A 22093-nucleotide genomic window follows, 5' to 3' on the forward strand; every position below is an offset into this window, starting at 1 on the left:
GGAGCGTCTATGTTAAGGGTCTACCACTCAAATCGTCTGGATGTGCTGGAAGCGCTGATGGAATTTATCGTTGAGCGCGAGCGGCTCGACGATCCTTTTGAGCCTGAAATGGTGCTGGTGCAGAGCACCGGTATGGCACAGTGGCTGCAAATGTCGCTTTCCCGTAAGTTTGGCATTGCCGCGAATATTGATTTCCCGCTGCCCGCGAGCTTTATCTGGGAGATGTTTGTTCGCGTGTTGCCGGATATTCCCGAGCAGAGCGCCTTCAACAAGCAGGGCATGAGCTGGAAGCTGATGGCGCTGCTGCCGGAGATGCTGCAGCACGATGAATTCGCCATGCTGCGCCACTACCTCATTGACGATACCGATAAGCGCAAGCTGTTCCAGCTGGCGTCGCGCACCGCCGATCTCTACGACCAATACCTTGTTTACCGTTCTGACTGGTTAATTCGCTGGGAAGCGGGCGAACTGGTTGAAGGGCTACCGGAGGCGCAAATATGGCAGGCACCGCTGTGGAAAGCGCTGGTAGAGCATACGGAGAAACTTGGGCAGCCTAAGTGGCACCGTGCCAACCTGTACGATCGGTTTATCTCGATACTCGAGAATGCGTCGGAGCGTCCAGTCCGGCTGCCGTCACGCGTTTTTATCTGTGGGATATCCGCATTACCGCCTGTTTATCTGAAGGCGTTGAATGCGCTGGGTAAACATATTGATATCCATATTTTGTTCACCAACCCTTGCCGACAGTATTGGGGGGATATCCTCGACGAACGCTGGCTTGCGCGGCTGGTGACTCGCCAGCGAAAGCGTCTTTTTGAAGAACGATCCGTCCCGCTGTTTAAAGACGGTTCGACTGCCGGGCAACTTTTTGATGAAGACGGCATCCAGAACCTGCCCAATCCACTGCTTGCCTCGTGGGGGAAGCTGGGGCGTGATTACATTCACATGCTCTCCGATATAACGTCATCAGGCGAAGGTGACGTTGACGCCTTTGTCGAGATCGCCCCGGATAGCCTGCTGCATAATATTCAGTTAGATATTCTGGATCTGGAAAACCGCGCCGTCATGGGCGTGACGGCGAAAGAGTTTGAGCGCAGCGACAGCAAGCGGAAGCTGGACGCTGAAGATCGCAGTATCACAGTCCATGTTTGTCATAGCCCGCAGCGTGAGGTCGAAGTGCTTCACGATCGGCTGCTGGCGATGCTGCAGGACGACCCTGAACTGACGCCGCGCGATATCGTGGTGATGGTGGCGGACATCGACAGCTACAGCCCCTTTATTCAGGCCGTCTTCGGCAGTGCGACGGGTGAGCGATACCTGCCTTACGCCATCTCTGACCGTCGTGCCCGTCAGTCGCACCCGGCATTGCAGGCATTTGTTACCCTGCTTTCACTGCCGGATAGCCGGTTTGTCTCCGAGGATGTTCTGGCGTTACTGGATGTTCCCGTGCTGGCTGCACGCTTCAACATCAATGAAGAAGGGCTGCGCTACCTTCGCCAGTGGGTAAACGAATCAGGCGTTCGCTGGGGCATCGATGACGATAACGTCCAGGAGTTCGAGCTTCCCCCAACCGGGCAGCATACCTGGCGGTTTGGCCTGACGCGTATGCTGCTGGGCTACGCCATGGAGAGCAGCCAGGGCGAGTGGAACGACGTGCTGCCTTACGATGAGTCCAGCGGTTTGATTGCTGAACTGGTAGGGCATTTAGCTTCTCTGCTGATGCAGCTTAATCGCTGGCGCCGTGAGCTAATGCAGCCGCGTCCGCTTGAAGAGTGGCTCCCGGTTTGCAGGGCGTTACTTAATGATTTCTTCCTGCCAGACAGTGACACCGAAGCAGCGATGGCGCTCATTGAAACGCAGTGGCAGGCTATCGTCGACGAGGGCGTGAATTCCCACTATCACGAGGCGATTCCTTTGTCGCTGCTGAGAGATGAGCTGACGCAGCGCCTTGACCAGGAGCGAATCAGCCAGCGTTTCCTGGCAGGTCCCATCAATATTTGCACCCTGATGCCAATGCGCTCAATTCCCTTTAAAGTGGTCTGTCTGCTTGGCATGAACGACGGGGTTTATCCTCGGACCCTGGCACCGCTGGGGTTTGATTTGATGAGCGCAGATCCAAAGCGGGGTGACCGTAGCCGTCGTGATGATGACCGCTATCTCTTCCTTGAAGCGCTCATCTCCGCTCAAAGTAAGCTCTATATCAGCTATATCGGCCGCTCCATTCAGGACAACAGCGAGCGCTTCCCCTCCGTTCTGGTGCAGGAGCTGGTGGACTATATCGGCCAGAGCCACTATCTGGCTGGCGATGAAGCGCTTAACTGCGATGAAAGCGAGCTGCGGGTGAAGGCGCACATTACCTGTATCCACAGCCGCATGCCGTTTGACCCGGTAAACTATATTGTCAGCGAACAGCAGAGCTATGCCCGCGAATGGCTGCCGGCAGCGAAAAAAGAGGGGCGAGCCCATACGGATTTCATTCAGCCGCTTGACCCGCTGCCCATTAACACCCTGGCTTTCGAACAGCTTCAGCGGTTTTGGGCGCATCCGGTGCGCGCCTTCTTCCAGCAGCGATTGCAGGTCAACTTCCGTTCTGAAGAGAGCGAAATTCCGGATGCAGAACCCTTTACTCTGGAAGGGCTGGAGCGCTATCAGCTCAACCTCCAGCTGCTGAATGCGCTGGTTGAAGAGGAAGATGCTGACAAACTTTACCGCCGCTACCGTGCCGCAGGGCAACTGCCTTATGGCGCCTTTGGGGAAATCGTCTGGGAGGCGCAGTGCCAGGAGATGACCGCGCTGGCGGAGCGCGTAAGGGAGCACCGCCAGCCCGGACAAAGCATCGAAATCGATCTCAGCTGCAATGGTATACAGCTCACGGGCTGGTTAACCCAGGTTCAGCCGGATGGGCTACTGCGCTGGCGGCCTTCTCTGCTCAGCGTTTCACAAGGATTGCAACTCTGGCTGGAACATCTTGTCTACAGTGCGGGTGGGAATAAAGGCGAAAGCCGGATCTTTGTGCGCAAAGAGGGCGAGTGGCGCTTCCCACCCATGGAGGCAGAACAGGCGTTACGCTATCTGTCTTTGTACATTGAGGGCTATCTTCAGGGAATGAACAAACCCCTCCTGTTACTGCCCGAAAGCGGCGGTGCGTGGATAAAAGCCTGTTATGACGCGCAGAATGATGCGATGTTAACGGATGAGGCTTCGCTGCAGAAAGCGCGCAGTAAATTTATGCAGGCCTATGAAGGAAACATGATGGTGCGCGGTGAAGGTGAGGATGTCTGGTATCAACGTTTATGGCGAACGCTTGAGCCAGAATACTTCGAGGCTATTACGGAAGAGGCACAGCGCTACCTGTTACCGTTGTTTAAATTTAATCAGTCCTGAGCGCTGTATAAAAATTGCGCAGCATGGGGTGTTCATTTATGATGCACTTCTTATCACGGACTGATGTACCTAAATAAAGAGATGTTGGCGTGTCCAGCACGCAGTTTGTTAATGATGAAGCCGTGATAAAGAGGTCGTAATGCCAGGCAGCACCTTGTTCAAAGCGTTTGTTTTGTTTGTCGCCCTTTGGGCTCCCGTCACTCAGGCAGACTCCGGTTGGCAACCCGTTCAGGAAACTATCCGTAAGAGCGAAAAAGATACCCGCCAGTATCAGGCTATCCGCCTCGATAACGGGATGACCGTGCTGCTGGTTTCCGATCCGCAGGCGGTGAAATCCCTCTCGGCGTTAGTAGTGCCGGTTGGATCGCTGGAAGATCCTGAGGCGCATCCGGGGCTGGCGCATTACCTCGAACACATGACGCTGATGGGCTCTAAAAAATATCCGCAGCCGGATAGCCTTTCTGAATTCCTGAAAATGCACGGCGGCAGCCACAACGCCAGCACGGCACCGTACCGCACGGCCTTTTATCTCGAAGTCGAAAATGACGCGCTGGCAGGGGCGGTTGATCGTCTTGCCGATGCTATCGCCGCGCCGCTGCTGGATAAACAGTACGCTGACCGCGAGCGCAATGCCGTCAATGCGGAGCTGACCATGGCCCGTACCCGGGACGGTATGCGCATGGCGCAGGTCAGCGCCGAGACCATCAACCCGGCGCATCCGGGGTCACGTTTCTCGGGCGGTAACCTGGAGACGCTGAGCGATAAACCGGGAAGCCCGGTCATTGACGCCCTGCATGCGTTTCGCGACAAATACTACTCCGCCAACCTGATGAAGGCGGTTATCTACAGCAACAAACCGTTGCCGGAGCTTGCCGGTCTGGCGGCACAAACGTTTGGCCGGGTGCCGAATAAAAATATCGACCTGCCGAAGATAGACGTACCGGTTGTCACGGACGCGCAAAAAGGGATCGTCATCCACTACGTCCCTGCCATGCCCCGCAAAGTGCTGCGCGTTGAGTTCCGCATTGATAACAACACCGCCCAGTTTCGCAGTAAAACCGACGAGCTGGTGACCTACCTGATTGGTAACCGCAGCCCGGGAACCTTATCTGACTGGCTGCAAAAACAGGGGCTGGTGGAAGGGATCCGCGCCGATTCCGATCCGGTTGTGAACGGCAATAGCGGCGTGCTGGCGATCTCCGCCACCCTGACCGACAAAGGTCAAGCCAACCGTGATGAAGTGGTGGCGGCTATCTTTAGCTACCTCTCTTTACTGCGCGAGAAAGGCGTCGATAAGCGCTATTTTGATGAACTGGCGCACGTGCTGGATCTCGATTTCCGTTACCCGTCCATTACCCGCGATATGGATTACGTCGAGTGGCTGGCGGATACCATGATCCGCGTGCCGGTGGCGCACACGCTTGACGCGGTCAATATTGCCGATCGTTATGATGCCGAGGCGGTAAAAGCGCGTCTGGCGATGATGACTCCGCAGAATGCCCGCATCTGGTACATCAGCCCGAACGAACCGCATAACAAGACGGCGTACTTTGTTGATGCCCCTTATCAGGTAGACAAAATCAGCGACCAGACCTTCGCCGACTGGCAGAAGAAGGCCGGTGAGATTGCGTTGAAGCTGCCGGAACTGAACCCCTATATTCCGGATGATTTCTCGCTGATCAAAACGACTAAAGATTACCCACATCCGGAGCTCATTATTGATGAGCCGACGCTGCGCGTGGTGTATACCCCAAGCCGTTATTTCGCGAGCGAGCCAAAGGCCGATGTCAGCGTGGTCCTGCGTAACCCTAAAGCGATGAACAGCGCCAAAAATCAGGTAATGTTCGCGCTCAATGACTATCTGGCCGGTATCGCGCTCGATCAGCTCAGCAACCAGGCGGCCGTGGGTGGCATCAGCTTCTCCACCAACGCCAACAACGGTTTGATGCTTAATGCAAATGGCTATACCCAGCGTTTGCCTCAGCTTTTCAAGGCGCTGCTGGAGGGCTACTTTAGCTACACGCCAACGGAAGAGCAGCTTGAGCAGGCTAAATCCTGGTATGCGCAGATGATGGATTCCGCGGAGAAGGGCAAAGCTTACGATCAGGCGCTTATGCCGGCGCAAATGCTGTCGCAAATACCTTATTTCCAGCGTGAAGAACGCCGTGCCTTGCTGCCATCAATCTCATTAAAAGAGGTGCTGGCTTACCGTGACGCGCTGAAAACCAACACGCGCCCGGAGTTTCTTATCGTCGGCAACATGAGCGAAGAACAGGCCAAAACGCTGGCAGAAAATGTCCGCACGCAGCTTGGTTCGAAAGGCGACGAGTGGTGCCGCAACCAGGACGTGCTGGTTGAGAAAAAACAGAATGTGATTTTTGAAAAGGCGGGAAGCAGCACCGATTCCGCGCTGGCCGCGGTGTTTGTGCCAACGGGCTATGATGAATTCGCCAGCTCTGCGCAGAGCGCCGTTCTGGGACAGATTATTCAGCCGTGGTTCTATAACCAACTCCGCACAGAAGAGCAGCTTGGCTACGCGGTGTTTGCCTTCTCGATGAACGTAGGCCGTCAGTGGGGGCTGGGCTTCCTGCTGCAAAGCAGCGACAAACAGCCGGCCTATCTCTGGCAGCGCTATCAGGCGTTCTTCCCCCAGGTGGAAGCAAAACTGCGGGCCATGAAGCCGGAAGAGTTTGCTCAGATCCAGCAGGCCGTCATCGCGCAGGTGATGCAGCCGCCGCAGACGCTGGGCGAAGAGGCGTCGCAGCTGAGCAAAGATTTCGATCGCGGTAATCTGAAATTTGATTCGCGTGATAAAGTAGTGGCCGAGATAAAACAGCTGACGCCGCAGAAGGCTGCCGATTTCTTCCATCAGGCCGTGATTAAGCCGCAGGGCATCACTATCCTGTCTCAGGTTTCCGGTAGCCAGAACGGGAAAACGGACTACGTTAACCCGAAAGGCTGGAAAGTCTGGAAGAGCGTCAGCGCGCTGCAGCAATCTATGCCCTGGAGTAAGAAAGAATGACCGATACCGCTGAGTCCCTTGATCCCTTACGTTTACCTCTGCAGGGTGAACGATTGATTGAAGCCTCAGCGGGAACCGGAAAAACCTTCACCATCGCCGCGCTCTATCTGCGTCTGCTGTTAGGGCTTGGCGGCAACGCCGCTTTTCCACGTCCTTTGAGCGTGGAAGAGCTGCTGGTGGTCACCTTTACCGAGGCTGCCACCGCTGAGCTGCGCGGCCGTATTCGGACCAATATCCACGAACTGCGCATCGCCTGTCTGCGCCAGAGCACGGATAATCCTCTCTACGCGAGCCTTCTGGAAGAGATTGCCGATAAGCAACAGGCAGCCCAGTGGCTGCTCCTCGCGGAAAGGCAGATGGACGAAGCGTCCGTCTTCACCATTCACGGTTTTTGCCAGCGCATGCTGAGCCTGAACGCGTTTGAATCCGGCATGCTGTTTGAACAACAGCTCATTGAAGATGAATCCGTGCTTCGCTATCAGGCCTGCGCGGATTTCTGGCGTCGCCACTGCTATCCGTTACAGCGAGATATTGCCGAAGCGGTACACGCATTGTGGAAGGGGCCCGAAGCGCTGCTGCGCGCTATCGATCGTTATCTTCAGGGGGAAGCGCCGGTCATCAAATCTCCACCGCCAGCGGATGAAACCCTGGCCTCACGCCATGAAAAAATCATCGCGAAAATTGCCGACATCAAGCAAAAATGGATTGAGTCTGTCGGTGAGATTGACGCGATCATCGAGAATTCCGGGATCGACCGACGTAAGTTCAATCGCGGCAACCAGGGCAAATGGATCGAGAAGATCAGCGCGTGGGCGCAGGAAGAGACGCGCGGTTACCAGCTCCCGGACGCGCTGGAGAAATTCTCCCGGCGTTTCCTGGTTGAGCGGACCAAAGCCGACGGCATCGTGCCTGAACATCCCCTGTTTGTGGCGATTGAAGCCCTGCTGGCGGAGCCCCTGACGCTCAACGATCTGATGATCACTCGCGCCATGACGGAGATTCGCGACGCTGTCGCGCGCGAAAAGCGCCGCCGGGGCGAGCTGGGGTTCGACGATATGCTGAGCCGCCTTGATGCGGCGCTGTGCAGTGAAAATGGCGAAGCGCTTGCCGCCGCGATTCGCACCCGCTTTCCGGTTGCGATGATTGACGAATTTCAGGATACCGACCCTCAGCAGTACCGCATTTTCCGCCGTATCTGGCGCCAGCAGCCCGGCACCGCGCTGTTGTTAATCGGCGATCCTAAGCAGGCCATTTACGCCTTCCGCGGTGCGGATATTTTTACCTACATGAAAGCCCGCAGCGAGGTCGACGCGCACTACACGCTCGACACCAACTGGCGCTCGTCTCCCGGCATGGTGGAAAGCGTTAATGCGCTCTTCAGCCGCATGGATACGGCGTTTATGTTCCGGGAGATCCCTTTCCAGCCGGTCAGGTTCGCCCCGAAAAATACCGCGCTGCGCTTCGAGTTTAATGGCGAAACTCAGCCAGCCATGAACTTCTGGCTGCTGGACGGGGAAGGCTGGGGCGTCGCGGACTATCAAAATGCGATGGCCCAGCACTGTGCGGCGCAAATTCGGGACTGGCTCAGCGCAGGCGCGCGCGGTGATGCGCTGCTGTGGAAGGAGGATAAACCAGCCCCGGTAAAGGCATCCGATATCACTGTGCTGGTGCGCAGCCGTCAGGAGGCCGCGCTTATCCGCGATTCCCTGACGCTACTGAATATACCGTCCGTTTACCTCTCCAACCGCGACAGCGTTTTTGAAACGCTGGAAGCCCTTGAGATGCTATGGCTGCTTCAGGCCGTGCTGGCCCCGGAGCGCGAAAGCACGCTGCGCAGCGCCTTAGCGAGCGCGATGCTCGGACTGAACGCGCGTGACATTGATGCGCTCAACAATGACGAAGCCGCGTGGGATGCCGTGGTAGAAGAGTTTGTTCGCTACCGTGAAAAATGGCAGAAGCGCGGCGTGATGGCGATGGTGCGCGAGCTCATGGCACAGCGTCACATTGCGGAGAACATGCTGGCGACAGCGGGCGGCGAACGTCGTCTGACCGATATTTTGCACATCAGCGAGCTGCTCCAGGAGGCGGGTACGCAGCTGGAAAGCGAGCATGCTCTGGTGCGCTGGCTGGCCCAGCAGATTGCCGACCCGAACAGCAATTCCTCAAGCCAGCAGATGCGCCTCGAGAGCGATAAACATCTGGTTCAGATCGTCACCATTCACAAGTCGAAAGGCCTGGAGTATCCGCTGGTCTGGCTGCCGTTTATCGCCAATTATCGCGTGCAGGACCAGGCTTTTTACCACGATCGCGAGTCGTTCGAAGCGGTACTCGATCTCAGCAACGCGGAGTCCAGCGTCGAGCTGGCCGAAGCCGAGCGTCTCGCGGAAGACCTGCGCCTGCTTTATGTGGCGCTGACCCGTTCGGTCTGGCACTGTTCCCTCGGCGTCGCGCCGCTGTTCCGTCGCCGTGGCGAAAAGAGCGGAGAGAGTGATTTTCATCTGAGCGCGCTGGGGCGGCTTATTCAGCGCGGCGAACCTAAAGATGCCGCAGGGCTGCGCCAGTGCATCGAATCACTTTGCTCAGAGCAGGTTGCCCTGTATATTCCCTCCCAGCCCGACAGCAGCCGCTGGCAGACGCCGGAGCAGGGAGAGTCAGCCCTGCATGCCCGCGAGGTGGCTCGCACAATCGCTGACGACTGGCGCGTCACCAGTTACTCCGGTTTACAGCAGCACGGACAGAGTATTGCGCAGGATCTGATGCCAAAACTGGACGTGGATGCCGCAGGGGCCGGGAGCGTGCCCGTCGAGCCGGTGCTCACGCCGCATCAGTTCCCGCGCGGCGCCTCACCGGGCACATTTTTGCACAGCCTCTTTGAAGAGCTGGATTTTACCCAGCCGGTCTCAGAAGAGTGGGTGCTGAAGATGTTACAGAGCGGCGGCTACGACGCACAGTGGCAGCCGGTTCTCACTGAATGGATCGGCGCTATTCTGCACGCGCCGCTCACGGCGCAGGGGATCTCGCTGAGCCAGTTGACCGCCAAAGATAAGCAGGTGGAGATGGAGTTTTATCTCCCCATCGCCAGCCCGCTCAGGGCCGAGGCGCTTGATGCGCTGATCCGCGAGTACGATCCGTTATCCGCCGGGTGCCCGCCGCTGAATTTCCGCCAGGTGCAGGGGATGCTGAAAGGCTTTATCGACCTGGTTTTCCGCCACGAAGGGCGCTACTACCTGCTGGATTACAAATCGAACTGGCTTGGGGCAAACAGCGAAGCCTATACCCGGCAGGCGATGGCCTCAGCGATGCAAATGCATCGCTACGATCTGCAGTATCAGCTCTACACCCTGGCGCTGCACCGTTACCTGCGCCATCGCATGGCCGATTATCGCTATGAAGACCATTTTGGCGGCGTCATTTACCTGTTCCTGCGCGGCGTGGATGCTAACGACCCGCGTTCGGGTATCTTCAGTACCCGTCCGGCTGCGGAGTTGATTGAAAAAATGGATAACCTGTTTGCTGCAAGCACGGAGGAGGTGGCATGACGATGCAGGCGCTACTGCTGGACGCGGTTGAACAACGAGTACTGCGCCACCTGGACGTGCAGTTTGCCATGATGGTGGCGGGCGAAGAGCCTGCCGTCATGCTTGCCGCCGCGATCCTGAGTAAAGATGCGGGGGAGGGGCATGTCTGTTTGCCGCTTTCACGTCTGGTGGTGGATGAGAAAATGCCTCCGGCTTTACAGGCGTGTTTCGCGCTGTTGGGTGATGCAGTGGACTGGCAGGACATATTACTTCGCTCGCCTGCCGTTAGCGGCGCCGATACCGGGACGCCAATGGTTTTGACGGGCGAGCGTTTGTATCTGAACCGGCTGTGGCGTAACGAACTGACGGTGGCGCGCTTTTTCAGCGAGACTAATGCTCCGCTCCCGTGCGATGAAGCACTGATCCGGCAAACGCTGGATACGCTGTTTACCTCTGACGACGCGACAGACTGGCAGAAAGTGGCGGCAGCGGTGGCGTTAACGCGGCGGATATCGGTGATTTCGGGCGGTCCGGGTACCGGTAAAACGACCACCGTGGCAAAGCTGCTTGCCGCGCTGATTCAGTTATCGGGTGAACAAAAGTGTCGTATTCGCCTGGCGGCACCCACCGGTAAAGCGGCTGCACGTCTGACGGAGTCGTTAGGCGGGGCGCTGCAAAAACTGCCGCTTAGCGGGGATCAGCTTGCGCTTTTCCCTAACGAGGCCAGTACGCTGCACCGCTTGCTTGGCGCACAGCCGGGTAGCCAGCGTCTGCGCTACCATGCCGGTAACCCGCTGCATCTGGACGTGCTGGTAGTGGATGAAGCGTCGATGATTGACCTGACGATGATGTCGCGGTTGATTGATGCGTTACCGCCGCACGCGCGCGTCATTTTCCTCGGCGACCGCGATCAGCTAGCCTCCGTGGAGGTCGGGGCCGTGCTGGGCGATATCTGCACCTATGCCAGCCTGGGGTATACCGCTGAACGCGCCGAGGAGCTGGCGCGCCTGACCGGATGTTCGCTCGCGGCTGAAAATCATTTACTTGCGGGGGCGCTGCGCGACAGCCTGTGTTTGCTGCAAAAAAGCTACCGTTTTGGCAGCGACTCCGGCATTGGCCAGCTTGCGGCGGCGGTGAACCGGGGCGACCGCCACACCACCTGTGCGGTATTTGACGGTACCTTCACCGATATTGAGAAAAAATCGCTGCAAACCGGGGAAGAGTATCAGGCGATGCTCGATGACGCCCTGCTGGGGTATCAACATTTTCTGACGTGCGTACAGCAGCAAAGCACGCCGGAGCAGGTTATTGCCGCGTTTGGCGAATACCAGCTGCTCTGCGCGCTGAGGGAAGGACCCTTTGGCGTCAGCGGCCTGAACGACAGGCTGGAACAGCTGCTGGCGCAAAAGCGTAAAATCAACCGTACTCCGCACTCGCGCTGGTATGAAGGCCGGCCGGTGATGATCTCCCGCAACGACAGCGCGCTGGGGTTGTTTAACGGGGATATTGGGATTGCGCTCGATCGCGGACAGGGGCTCCGCGTCTGGTTCCAGATGCCGGACGGGAGCGTGAAGTCTTTCCAGCCCAGCCGTTTGCCCGAGCATGAAACCGCCTGGGCGATGACCGTGCATAAATCCCAGGGCTCTGAGTTTAACCATGCGGCGCTGATCCTGCCCACACAGCTTTCCCCCGTCGTTACCCGCGAGCTGATCTATACCGCCATTACGCGCGCGCGTCAGCGTCTGTCGCTCTATACCGATGAGCGGGTGCTGGTGCAGGCGATTGCCACCCGCACGGAACGCAGAAGCGGGCTGAGCGCGATATTTGAGTCCCTCTGAACGAAAGCCCTCGCCGGACGGTGAGGGCGTCGTATCATCCCAGGTCAGCCATCAGCACTTTTGAACGGCGCTGATAGTTGTACATCTCTTTTTTCGTTTCCGGCAGAGAATCAATATCCACCGGCGTGAACCCGCGCTCCTGGAACCAGTGAATGCTGCGCGTCGTCAGGACGAACAGCTTGCTCAGCCCCATCTGACGCGCCTGTGCCGCCACGCGCTCAAGCAGCATTTCGCCGCGTGAAGAGCTGCGGTAGTCCGGATGCACCGCCACGCAGGCCATTTCTCCGATCTTCTCTTCCGGGAACGGGTAGAGCGCGGCGCAGGCAATGGTCAGATTATCGCGCTGGATAATGGTGAATTTGTCGATCTCCATCTCCAGCTGCTCGCGGGAGCGACGAACCAAAATACCCTGCTGTTCCAGTGGGCGGATCAGCTCCAGAATACCGCCGATATCGTTGATGGTCGCGCGGCGAATCTGCTCCGCACTCTCCATCACAATCTGGGTGCCAATACCGTCGCGGGAGAACAGCTCCTGCAGCAGGGCTCCATCTTCCTGATAGCTGATCAGGTGGCTACGGCGCACGCCGCTGCGGCAGGCCTTCACGGCACCGCGAAGGAAGCGGACGGTGCCGGAGTGGTAATCCCCTTCGGCTTCCAGCGCTTCAACGCGGGCCTGGGCTTCATTCGGAAAGAGTTCCGGCACAATCACCCCTTCATCGTTTACGACGCCCTGGGAGGAGCAAAACCCAATCATTTTTTCCGCCTTCAGCTTGATCGCCAGCTGGGTGGCAATCTCTTCAGACGTCAGGTTAAAGCTTTCGCCGGTTACGGAAACCGCCACCGGTCCCATCAGCACAATGGCGCCGCTCTCCAGCTGACGGTGAATGGCCTCTTCATCAATACGACGAATGCGGCCGCTGTGGCAGTAATCCACGCCATCGTCCACCCCGAGCGGCTGGGCAATGATAAAGTTGCCGCTGACGACGTTGATATGCGCGCCCTGTAGCGGCGTGTTGTTCAGGCTCATCGACAGGCGAGCGGTAATATCCAGCTGCAGCAGCCCCGCCGCCTGTTTCACCAGCTCAAGGGTTTTGGCATCCGTAACGCGGGTGTGTTTGTGGTAAATCGGCTCGTGGTGGTGGGCGGCCAGGTTGGCGTCAATCTGCGGACGCGCGCCATAGACCACCACAAGGCGGATCCCGAGGCTGTGCAGCAGGCCAATGTCATTGACGATGCTGGAAAAATTTTCATGCTCGATGGCTTCGCCGCCCAGCATGATGACAAACGTTTTTCCCCGGTGGGCGTTGATATAGGGAACAGAATGGCGGAATCCCTGGACCAGTTCGGTTCTACGTTCCTTCACCATGACACAACCCTTAATGAATGTTTATTCGTAATTTCTGTATTTTTATTCGATTGTGGGCGCGTGTGCAAGTGCAAATTTTCTGCGACACACAGAAAATAATAAGTAATCCGTGCGTTAACGTATGATTGTTTACCCTTTTATAGATGACAGTTTATGCGTCATTCGTTAAAGTTTTCGGTCAATCTGCACTTTTGTATATCAGTTTGTTTTCTTGCTCGGGAGAAGCATGTCGGGATCCAATTCAGCAATAAGCCGCCGCCGTTTGTTAAAAGGGGCCGGGGCAATGTGGTTGCTTAGCGTCAGCCAGGTCGGTCTTGCCGCCACGAGTCAGGTGGTGGCGGTGCGCGTCTGGCCGTCGTCGACCTATACGCGCGTGACGGTTGAATCCAATCGCGTGCTGAAATATAAGCAATTTGCCCTCAGCAACCCTGAACGCGTGGTGGTGGATCTCGAAGGGGTGAACCTCAACTCCGTGCTGAAAGGTATGGCGGCGCAGATCCGCGGTGACGATCCGTTTATTAAATCGGCGCGCGTCGGGCAGTTTGATCCGCAAACCGTGCGCATGGTGTTTGAGCTTAAGCAGAACGTTAAGCCGCAGCTGTTCGCCCTGGCGCCCGTCGCGACGTTTAATGAGCGTCTGGTGATGGATCTCTACCCGGCGAATGCGACGGATATTCAGGATCCGCTTCTCGCCCTGCTGGAGGATTACAACAAAGGCGATCTTCAGCGTCAGGTGCCGCCTGCGCAAAGCGGCCCGCAGCCGGGGAAAGCAGGGCGCGATCGTCCGATTGTGATCATGCTCGATCCCGGCCACGGCGGCGAAGACTCCGGAGCGGTGGGGAAATACCATACGCGTGAAAAAGACGTGGTGCTGCAAATTGCCCGTCGTCTGAAGGCGTTAATTGATAAAGAGGGCAATATGCGCGCCTACATGACGCGCAATGAGGATGTCTTTATCCCGCTTAAGGTGAGGGTGGCGAAAGCGCAGAAGCAGCGTGCCGATCTGTTCGTCTCGATCCATGCGGATGCCTTTACCAGCCGCCAGCCGAGCGGCTCGTCGGTGTTTGCGCTCTCAACCAAAGGCGCGACCAGTACCGCGGCGCGATACCTTGCGGACACCCAGAACGCCTCGGACCTGATCGGTGGCGTGAGCAAAAGCGGCGACCGCTACGTCGACCACACCATGTTCGACATGGTGCAGTCCCTGACCATTAACGACAGCCTTAAGTTTGGTAAAGCGGTGCTGGGCAAGCTGGGGAACATCAATAAGCTGCACAAAAACAGCGTCGAGCAGGCCGGGTTTGCGGTGCTGAAGGCACCGGATATCCCGTCAATCCTGGTCGAAACCGCGTTTATCAGTAACGTGGAAGAAGAGCGTAAGCTCAAGACGGCAAAGTTCCAGCAGGAGGTGGCGGAGTCGATTCTGGCGGGGATACGGGCGTATTTCTCAGACGGAGCGACGCTGGCGCGACGCGGGTAGGTTTTTAGCCGGGTGAAATGCCCGGCAAATTCACAAACGGCAGATACAAAAAAACACCCTTAAGGGTGTTTATTGTTTTAGAAGTGTTGGTTGCGGGGGCCGGATTTGAACCGACGACCTTCGGGTTATGAGCCCGACGAGCTACCAGGCTGCTCCACCCCGCGTCCGTCTTTCTACTCTTGTAGAAGCTTACTTCTTTAAATTTGATTGGTTGCGGGGGCCGGATTTGAACCGACGACCTTCGGGTTATGAGCCCGACGAGCTACCAGGCTGCTCCACCCCGCGTCCGTCTTTCTACAGTCGTAGAAGATACTTCATCAAATTTTAATTGGTTGCGGGGGCCGGATTTGAACCGACGACCTTCGGGTTATGAGCCCGACGAGCTACCAGGCTGCTCCACCCCGCGTCCGTGGATGCGCACTATACTCGGATAGGTTTGTGATGCAACCCCTTTTTCACATAAATCATTAACTTTGTATGTAAATTGAACGGCATTGCGGCATTTGGACTATTTTTTGCTCAGAATTTGCCAAAGGGCATGCGATCGCATTTCATTCGCTTTGTCGGTTTGTTATCTTCATCATGCGGAAATGGGCAACTTAAAGACGAGATATAATGAAAGGACGTTGGGCGAAGTATCTGATGACGGGCGCAATGGTAGCGATTCTTGCGGCCTGTTCTTCCAAACCGACCGATCGCGGTCAGCAGTATAAAGACGGGAAGTTATCCCAGCCTTTCTCTTTAGTTAATCAGCCTGACGCCGTTGGCGCGCCGATCAACGCCGGGGATTTCTCCGAGCAGGTCTACCAGATCCGTAACGCGTCGCCGCGTCTGTATAGCTCACAGAACAACGTTTATAGCGCGGTACAGGACTGGCTGAAGGCGGGCGGCGATACGCGCAACATGCGCCAGTTTGGTATTGATGCCTGGCAGATGGAAGGGGCTGATAATTACGGCAACGTCCAGTTCACCGGCTATTACACGCCCGTGGTTCAGGCGCGACACACGCGCCAGGGCGAGTTCCAGTATCCTATCTACCGTATGCCGCCAAAACGCGGCCGTCTGCCGTCCCGCGCCGAAATCTACGCCGGTGCGCTGAGCGAAAACTACGTCCTGGCCTACAGCAACTCCCTGATGGATAACTTCATCATGGACGTGCAGGGCAGCGGCTACATTGACTTTGGCGACGGTTCGCCGCTCAACTTCTTCAGCTATGCCGGGAAAAACGGCCATGCCTACCGTAGCATCGGTAAGGTGCTGATCGACCGCGGCGAAGTGAAGAAAGAAGATATGTCGATGCAGGCGATCCGCGAGTGGGGCGAAAAGCACAGTGAAGCCGAGGTGCGCGAGCTGCTGGAGCAGAACCCGTCTTTCGTCTTCTTCAAGCCGCAAAACTTTGCCCCGGTTAAAGGCGCCAGCGCCGTGCCGCTGATTGGTCGCGCGTCGGTGGCATCGGATCGTTCTATCATTCCTGCGGGTACCACGCTGCTGGCGGAAGTCCCTCTGCTCGACAACAACGGCAAGTTCAACGGCAAGTATGAGCTGCGTCTGATGGTAGCTCTGGATGTGGGCGGAGCGATTAAGGGCCAGCACTTTGATATCTATCAGGGCATTGGACCGGATGCCGGCCATCGTGCAGGCTGGTATAACCACTACGGACGCGTATGGGTGCTGAAGGCGGCGCCGGGCACCGGAAACGTATTCAGCGGCTGATTGTGGTATTCTGAGCGCAATACGGATTACTGTTCAGGGTGAGGAAAACCTCACCCTTTTTACATCTGAGGTTTTATGTCTGTGGTAATCAGCGATGCCTGGCGCCAGCGTTTTGGCGGCACGGCACGTCTCTATGGTGAAAAAGCCCTGCAGCTGTTTGCGGATGCGCACGTCTGCGTCGTGGGCATTGGCGGTGTCGGTTCCTGGGCGGCGGAAGCGCTGGCGAGAACCGGGATTGGCGCGATCACGCTGATTGATATGGATGACGTTTGTGTAACCAACACTAACCGTCAGATCCACGCCCTGCGTGACAGCGTCGGCCTGGCGAAGTCCGAGGTGATGGCGGAGCGTATTCGTCTCATCAACCCGGAGTGTCGGGTGACGGTGATCGACGACTTTGTGACGGCAGATAACGTCGCGGAGTACATGAGCAAAGGCTACAGCTACGTGATTGACGCCATCGACAGCGTGCGGCCAAAAGCGGCGCTGATCGCATACTGCCGTCGTTACAAGGTGCCGCTGGTCACGACGGGCGGCGCGGGCGGGCAAATCGATCCCACGCAGATCCAGGTGGCCGACCTGGCGAAAACCATTCAGGATCCGCTGGCGGCCAAGCTGCGTGAACGCCTGAAGAGCGATTTCAACGTGGTGAAGAACAGCAAGGGCAAGCTGGGCGTGGACTGCGTGTTCTCCACCGAAGCGCTGGTCTACCCGCAGGCGGATGGTTCAGTCTGTGCGATGAAAAGCACGGCGGAAGGGCCAAAACGCATGGACTGCGCGTCAGGCTTTGGGGCGGCCACCATGGTAACCGCCTCCTTTGGCTTTGTGGCGGTCTCTCACGCCCTGAAGAAGATGATGGCGAAGGCGGAACGTCAGGCCTGAGCCTGACGGGCTGCGTCCAGCACCGCGTCGCTGAGCGCGATCAGGCCCTGGCCGCGCGAGGCGCTAAGCTGCGCGCGCAGCCCCAGCTCGTCGAACAGCGCCAGCGGCGAGTGTGCCAGCAGCTCCGCCGCGCTTTTCCCTTCTATGGCGGTTAACAATACCGCCAGCAAACCCCGGACGATGCGCCCTTCGCTGTCGCCGAAGAAATGCAGCTTCTCGCCGGAGACGCTTACGCCCAGCCAGACGCGGTTTTCGCAGCCCGCAATCTCTTTCGCCTGCGCTTTAAGATCGTCTGAAAGGGCAGGGAGCTGTTTGCCCAGCAGGATCAGCTGTCGATATTTATCTTCCCACTGCTGGAGCGGGGCGAAGGTCTGTTTTAAGGTCTCTTCAGTGATGACGGTGCCAAACGGATGTCTGGCTAAAGCAGCGCTAGTCATTAATCCACCAGTATTTCAAGGGCGCGGTCAACGGCGCTAACCAGCGCGTCGACGTCGCTTTGGGTGTTATACGGCGCAAACGAGGCGCGCAGGGTACCGGTAACGCCGAGCGCCGCCAGCAGCGGCTGGGCGCAGTGCTGTCCGGCACGCAGGGCAATGCCGTATCCGGCCAGCAGCGTTACCATATCGCTATGATGCACGCCCGCAAAATCAAAGGCGAGCAGGCTGGAATCCTGCACGCGGAACGAGCGGAAACCCGGGCGTTTTTTCAGCTCTTCTTCGGCAAGAGTGGCAAGACCCCGGCTCCAGCTTTCGGCCTGTACGCTGTCCGTTTCAGCCAGCCATTCCAGCGCCGCGCTTAAGCCAATGACGCCCGCTACGTTCGGCGTGCCGGCTTCCAGACGATAGGGGACATCCTGCGTTTTGAAGCCATCGAACGACACTTCGGTAATCATTTTGCCGCCGCCGAGCCACGGCGTCATTTTTGCCAGCAGCTCCGGCTTACCGTACAGCGCGCCAATCCCGGTTGGCCCGTAGAGCTTGTGTCCGGAGAAGGCATAGAAGTCGATATCCAGCGCCTGCACATCAGCAGGGAAATGGACCACGCCCTGAGCGCCGTCGACCATCACAACCACGCCGCTGGCGTGGGCAATCTCAATGGCGCGAGCCAGATCCGGACAGCCGCCGGTGACGTTGGACATTTGCCCCAGCGCCAGAATGCGGCTGCGCGGCGTAATCAGTTCAGGTAAATGCGCCACGTCTGGCAGTAAGTCTGCACCCAATGGGAGCTTAACAACGCGCGCCCCCGTTTGCTCCGCCACCATCAGCCAGGGCACCAGGTTAGCGTGGTGTTCCGCCTCGCTGACGATGATTTCATCGCCCGGCTGAAGCAGTGGGCGAGCATAGCTCTGGGCCATCATATTGATGGCTTCGGTCGTGCCGCGCGTCCAGACGATATTTTTCCCGCTTTCGGCATTAATCAGGCGTGCAACCTGATCCCGTGCGGCTTCATAGCGCGCGGTCAGGCGCTGCGCTTCGGCAAACTGGCTGCGATGTACGTTGCCGGCGCTCAGGCTGTAGAAATGCTGCGTGGCCTCGATCACCGCCTGAGGCTTCAGGGCCGTGGCGGCGCTATCAAGGTAAATACCGGCATCGGCCAGCGCCGGAAACTGTGCGCGAAACTGCGCAGGACTGAAAGCGTTCATGGAATTCCTCGTGTCGATAGAGAGATCGTCGCGCAATTTCAGCGGCAGGGCAAGGAGGTTGATATCTATCAGATTCGTCTGCTTATCCTGGCGACCTCGAAAAAGCAGGTTATGCTAAATAGTGTTAGGCGGATGTTTTAGCCTGTTATAAATCGAGGTTTGAATAGCATTAATTGCTAAAGGAGAATAATCATGAATAAGACAGCTGCAATCATTTCTGCCTGTGCGTTTACTTTTGCCCTGAGCGCCTGTTCTGGTAACAACTACGTGATGCACACAAACGATGGTCGTTCTATCGTTTCGGAAGGGAAACCGACTACCGATAACGATACCGGGATGATTTCGTACAAAGATGCTAACGGGAACAAGCAGCAGATCAACCGCACGGACGTGAAAGAGATGAAAGAGATCGAGCATTAACCGATCGCAGGCGAAAAAAAAGCACCGCAAATTGGCGGTGCTACATTAATCACTATGGACAGACAGGGTAAATGTACAGGAAGTGAAAAATTGGTAGCGTTGCTACCGTGGTCTGAATCGCAGACCAATTGCAAACACAACAACACAACATCACAACCGTAAGCCAAAAGCCCTTCAGAACACGCATTCCGAAAAAAGCTCTTCGTTCCGGCTCAGGAAGTGCCGCCACTATAGGTATTTGCTGGTAGTTCCTCAACGGACAAATTATAATGGCTCAGATAAAAAAAACTAATAGGTTAAACGTTGTTTCCTGTTTGTTAAATTCCGTTAACATCTAAGCCAGATAACCATGTCAAAGCGATTGCCACCCCTTAATGCATTACGCGTTTTTGATGCAGCAGCACGTCACCTGAGCTTCACCCGTGCGGCAGATGAGCTTTTTGTGACACAGGCCGCAGTAAGTCACCAAATCAAGTCCCTGGAGGATTTCCTGGGCCTTAAGCTGTTCCGCCGACGCAATCGTTCCTTGCTGCTGACCGAAGAGGGGCAGAGCTATTTTCAGGATATTAAAGAGATTTTTTCCCAGCTTACGGAAGCCACGCGTAAGCTGCAGGCCCGCAGTGCAAAAGGTGCCCTGACTGTTAGTTTATTGCCCAGTTTTGCTATTCAGTGGCTGGTGCCAAGACTCTCAAGCTTTAACTCAGCTTATCCGGGGATCGATGTTCGAATCCAGGCGGTGGATCGTCAGGAAGACAAGCTGGCGGATGATGTGGATGTCGCCATTTTTTATGGTCGCGGCAACTGGCCGGGCTTGCGTGTTGAAAAATTATACGCAGAATATCTGCTGCCGGTCTGTTCGCCGCTGCTTTTAACGGGCGACAAGGCGCTGAAAACACCCGCTGACCTGGCGCAGCATACGCTTTTACATGATGCCTCTCGCCGCGACTGGCAAACTTATACCCGTCAATTAGGTCTTAGTCATATAAACGTGCAGCAGGGCCCCATTTTTAGCCACAGTGCGATGGTGCTACAGGCTGCCATTCACGGACAGGGCGTGGCGTTGGCGAACAACGTGATGGCGCAATCCGAAATTGAGGCAGGCCGTCTGGTGTGCCCATTTAATGATGTACTGGTCAGCAAGAATGCGTTTTATCTGGTTTGTCATGACAGCCAGGCAGAACTGGGTAAAATAGCCGCCTTCCGGCAGTGGATACTGGCGAAAGCGGCAAGCGAGCAAGAAAAATTCCGCTTCAGGTATGAACAATAACGTTTGTGTGCCGGGCACGCATTAATTCAGGACTTAAACATGACCAGCCGATTCATGCTGATTTTTGCCGCGGTGAGTGGCTTTATTTTTGTTGCACTGGGCGCCTTTGGCGCGCACGTATTGAGCAAGACGTTGGGCGCCGTCGAGATGGGCTGGATCCAGACCGGCCTTGAATACCAGGCGTTCCATACCCTGGCTATTTTTGGGCTGGCGGTGGCGATGCAGCGCCGGATCAGCATCTGGTTTTACTGGAGTAGCGTATTTATGGCGCTGGGTACCGTGCTGTTCAGCGGCAGCCTTTACTGCCTGGCACTCTCGCATTTGCGCCTGTGGGCGTTTGTTACACCTGTCGGCGGCGTCAGCTTCCTGGCGGGTTGGGTATTAATGTTTATCGGAGCTATCCGTCTGAAACGCAAGGGCGTTGTTCATGAATAAGGTTGTTTTATATTGTCGCCCGGGGTTTGAGAAAGAGTGCGCCGCGGAAATTACCGATAAAGCGGCGAAGCGCGAAGTCTTCGGCTTTGCCCGCGTCAAAGAGAATGCGGGCTATGTGGTATTCGAATGTTATCAGCCAGAAGACGCCGACAAGCTGGCGCGCGAGCTGCCGTTCAGCTCGCTGATCTTCGCCCGCCAGATGTTCGTCGCGGGTGAGCTGCTGAAAGATCTTCCGCCTGAAGACCGCATCACGCCGATTGTGGGCATGCTGCAGGGCGTGGTGGAGAAGGGCGGCGACCTGCGCGTTGAGGTTGCCGATACCAACGAAAGCAAAGAGCTGATGAAGTTTTGCCGTAAGTTCACCGTGCCGCTGCGCGCTGCGCTGCGTGACGCGGGCATACTGACAAACTACGAAACGCCGAAGCGTCCGGTGGTGCATATCTTCTTTATCGCACCGGGCTGCTGCTATGCGGGCTACTCGTTCACCAATAACAATTCGCCATTCTTTATGGGCATCCCGCGCCTGAAGTTCCCGGCAGATGCGCCGAGCCGCTCAACCCTGAAGCTGGAAGAGGCGTTTCACGTCTTTATCCCGGCAGACGAGTGGGATGAGCGTCTGGCTAACGGCATGTATGCCGTCGATCTCGGCGCGTGCCCGGGCGGCTGGACCTATCAGCTGGTGAAACGCAACATGTGGGTGTCGTCCGTGGATAACGGCCCAATGGCGCAAAGCCTGATGGACACCGGGCAGGTCACCTGGCTGCGTGAAGATGGTTTCCGCTATCGCCCAACCCGCAACAATATCTCGTGGATGGTGTGCGACATGGTGGAGAAGCCGGCGAAAGTTGCCGCGCTGATGGCCTCCTGGCTGGTGAACGGCTGGTGCCGTGAGACCATTTTCAACCTCAAGCTGCCGATGAAAAAGCGCTACGAGGAGGTATCCCAGAACCTGGCCTATATTCAGGCGCAGCTGGATGAGCACGGTATTAACGTGGAGATCCAGGCGCGTCAGCTATACCACGACCGCGAAGAGGTGACGGTACACATTCGTCGCTGGTGGGCGGCTGTAGGTGGGCGTCGCGACGAGCGATAATTCAATGTTTCCCCTCACCCCGGCCCTCTCCCC

The 22093-nt window shown here is 56.9% G+C and carries 14 protein-coding genes and 3 tRNA genes; 11 read left to right on the top strand and 6 right to left on the bottom strand.

The window, feature by feature from the left end:
* Positions 1-9: 9 nt before the first annotated feature.
* The 4 genes from recC to recD all read left to right on the top strand — a co-directional run bounded on the left by recC (position 10) and on the right by recD (position 11762).
* Positions 10-3384, top strand: coding sequence for an exodeoxyribonuclease V subunit gamma (gene recC / locus OSH03_RS11990; protein ID WP_266179148.1), 3375 nt, complete (start codon positions 10-12; stop codon positions 3382-3384).
* A gap of 139 nt (positions 3385-3523) precedes the next feature.
* Positions 3524-6406, top strand: coding sequence for a pitrilysin (gene ptrA, locus OSH03_RS11995; RefSeq protein WP_266179149.1), 2883 nt, complete (start codon positions 3524-3526; stop codon positions 6404-6406).
* The gene (gene recB / locus OSH03_RS12000) at positions 6403-9945 is read left to right on the top strand and encodes an exodeoxyribonuclease V subunit beta (RefSeq protein WP_266179151.1); all 3543 of its coding nucleotides are present in this window, start codon (positions 6403-6405) and stop codon (positions 9943-9945) included. Before ptrA ends, recB begins: the two co-directional genes overlap by 4 nt.
* Complete coding sequence (gene recD, locus OSH03_RS12005; protein ID WP_266179152.1) at positions 9942-11762, top strand: exodeoxyribonuclease V subunit alpha; 1821 nt, start codon at positions 9942-9944, stop codon at positions 11760-11762. Before recB ends, recD begins: the two co-directional genes overlap by 4 nt.
* Positions 11763-11796: 34 nt before the next feature.
* On the opposite strand, the gene argA is transcribed toward recD, so the two are convergent.
* Positions 11797-13128, bottom strand: a complete 1332-nt coding sequence (gene argA / locus OSH03_RS12010) for an amino-acid N-acetyltransferase (protein ID WP_266179153.1) — start codon at positions 13126-13128, stop codon at positions 11797-11799.
* 226 nt (positions 13129-13354) lie between these two features.
* On the opposite strand from argA, the gene amiC reads away from it, so the two are divergent.
* Entirely contained in the window at positions 13355-14608 is a 1254-nt protein-coding gene (gene amiC / locus OSH03_RS12015) for an N-acetylmuramoyl-L-alanine amidase AmiC (RefSeq protein ID WP_266179154.1), read from the top strand.
* Positions 14609-14695: 87 nt separating this feature from the next.
* Here amiC and OSH03_RS12020 read toward each other — a convergent pair.
* The 3 genes from OSH03_RS12020 to OSH03_RS12030 form a co-directional block, all read right to left on the bottom strand.
* Positions 14696-14772, bottom strand: a tRNA-Met gene (locus OSH03_RS12020).
* A gap of 44 nt (positions 14773-14816) precedes the next feature.
* Positions 14817-14893 (bottom strand) — tRNA-Met (locus OSH03_RS12025).
* Between the two features lie 44 nt (positions 14894-14937).
* Positions 14938-15014, bottom strand: a tRNA-Met gene (locus OSH03_RS12030).
* 209 nt (positions 15015-15223) lie between these two features.
* Between OSH03_RS12030 and mltA the strand changes: the two genes are divergently transcribed.
* Positions 15224-16321, top strand: coding sequence for a murein transglycosylase A (mltA, locus tag OSH03_RS12035; RefSeq protein WP_061097213.1), 1098 nt, complete (start codon positions 15224-15226; stop codon positions 16319-16321).
* A gap of 75 nt (positions 16322-16396) precedes the next feature.
* Positions 16397-17203 carry a tRNA cyclic N6-threonylcarbamoyladenosine(37) synthase TcdA gene (gene tcdA / locus OSH03_RS12040; protein WP_008499651.1) on the top strand — a complete coding sequence of 269 codons (807 nt, stop codon included), beginning with the start codon at positions 16397-16399 and terminating at the stop codon, positions 17201-17203.
* Here tcdA and csdE read toward each other — a convergent pair.
* Positions 17194-17640, bottom strand: a complete 447-nt coding sequence (csdE, locus tag OSH03_RS12045) for a cysteine desulfurase sulfur acceptor subunit CsdE (protein ID WP_266179155.1) — start codon at positions 17638-17640, stop codon at positions 17194-17196. The genes tcdA and csdE overlap by 10 nt on opposite strands.
* Positions 17640-18845 (bottom strand): cysteine desulfurase CsdA, encoded by a 1206-nt coding sequence (csdA, locus tag OSH03_RS12050; RefSeq protein ID WP_266179156.1) that lies wholly within the window; start codon positions 18843-18845, stop codon positions 17640-17642. The genes csdE and csdA overlap by 1 nt, the downstream gene beginning before the upstream one ends.
* Before the next feature lie 192 nt (positions 18846-19037).
* On the opposite strand from csdA, the gene OSH03_RS12055 reads away from it, so the two are divergent.
* From OSH03_RS12055 to rlmM, 4 genes are all read left to right on the top strand, one after another.
* Positions 19038-19265: a YgdI/YgdR family lipoprotein gene (locus OSH03_RS12055; RefSeq protein WP_008499648.1), complete on the top strand. Its 228-nt coding sequence runs from the start codon at positions 19038-19040 to the stop codon at positions 19263-19265.
* 349 nt (positions 19266-19614) lie between these two features.
* On the top strand, positions 19615-20532 hold the full coding sequence (gene gcvA / locus OSH03_RS12060) for a glycine cleavage system transcriptional regulator GcvA (RefSeq protein WP_014885066.1): 918 nt from the start codon (positions 19615-19617) through the stop codon (positions 20530-20532).
* 39 nt (positions 20533-20571) lie between these two features.
* Complete coding sequence (locus OSH03_RS12065) at positions 20572-20967, top strand: DUF423 domain-containing protein (protein WP_061097216.1); 396 nt, start codon at positions 20572-20574, stop codon at positions 20965-20967.
* Positions 20960-22060 (top strand): 23S rRNA (cytidine(2498)-2'-O)-methyltransferase RlmM, encoded by a 1101-nt coding sequence (gene rlmM / locus OSH03_RS12070; RefSeq protein WP_253543213.1) that lies wholly within the window; start codon positions 20960-20962, stop codon positions 22058-22060. Before OSH03_RS12065 ends, rlmM begins: the two co-directional genes overlap by 8 nt.
* Positions 22061-22093: the final 33 nt, after the last annotated feature.

Origin of the sequence: Enterobacter nematophilus (assembly GCF_026344075.1) — a bacterium.
GTDB classification, from domain to species: domain Bacteria; phylum Pseudomonadota; class Gammaproteobacteria; order Enterobacterales; family Enterobacteriaceae; genus Enterobacter; species Enterobacter nematophilus.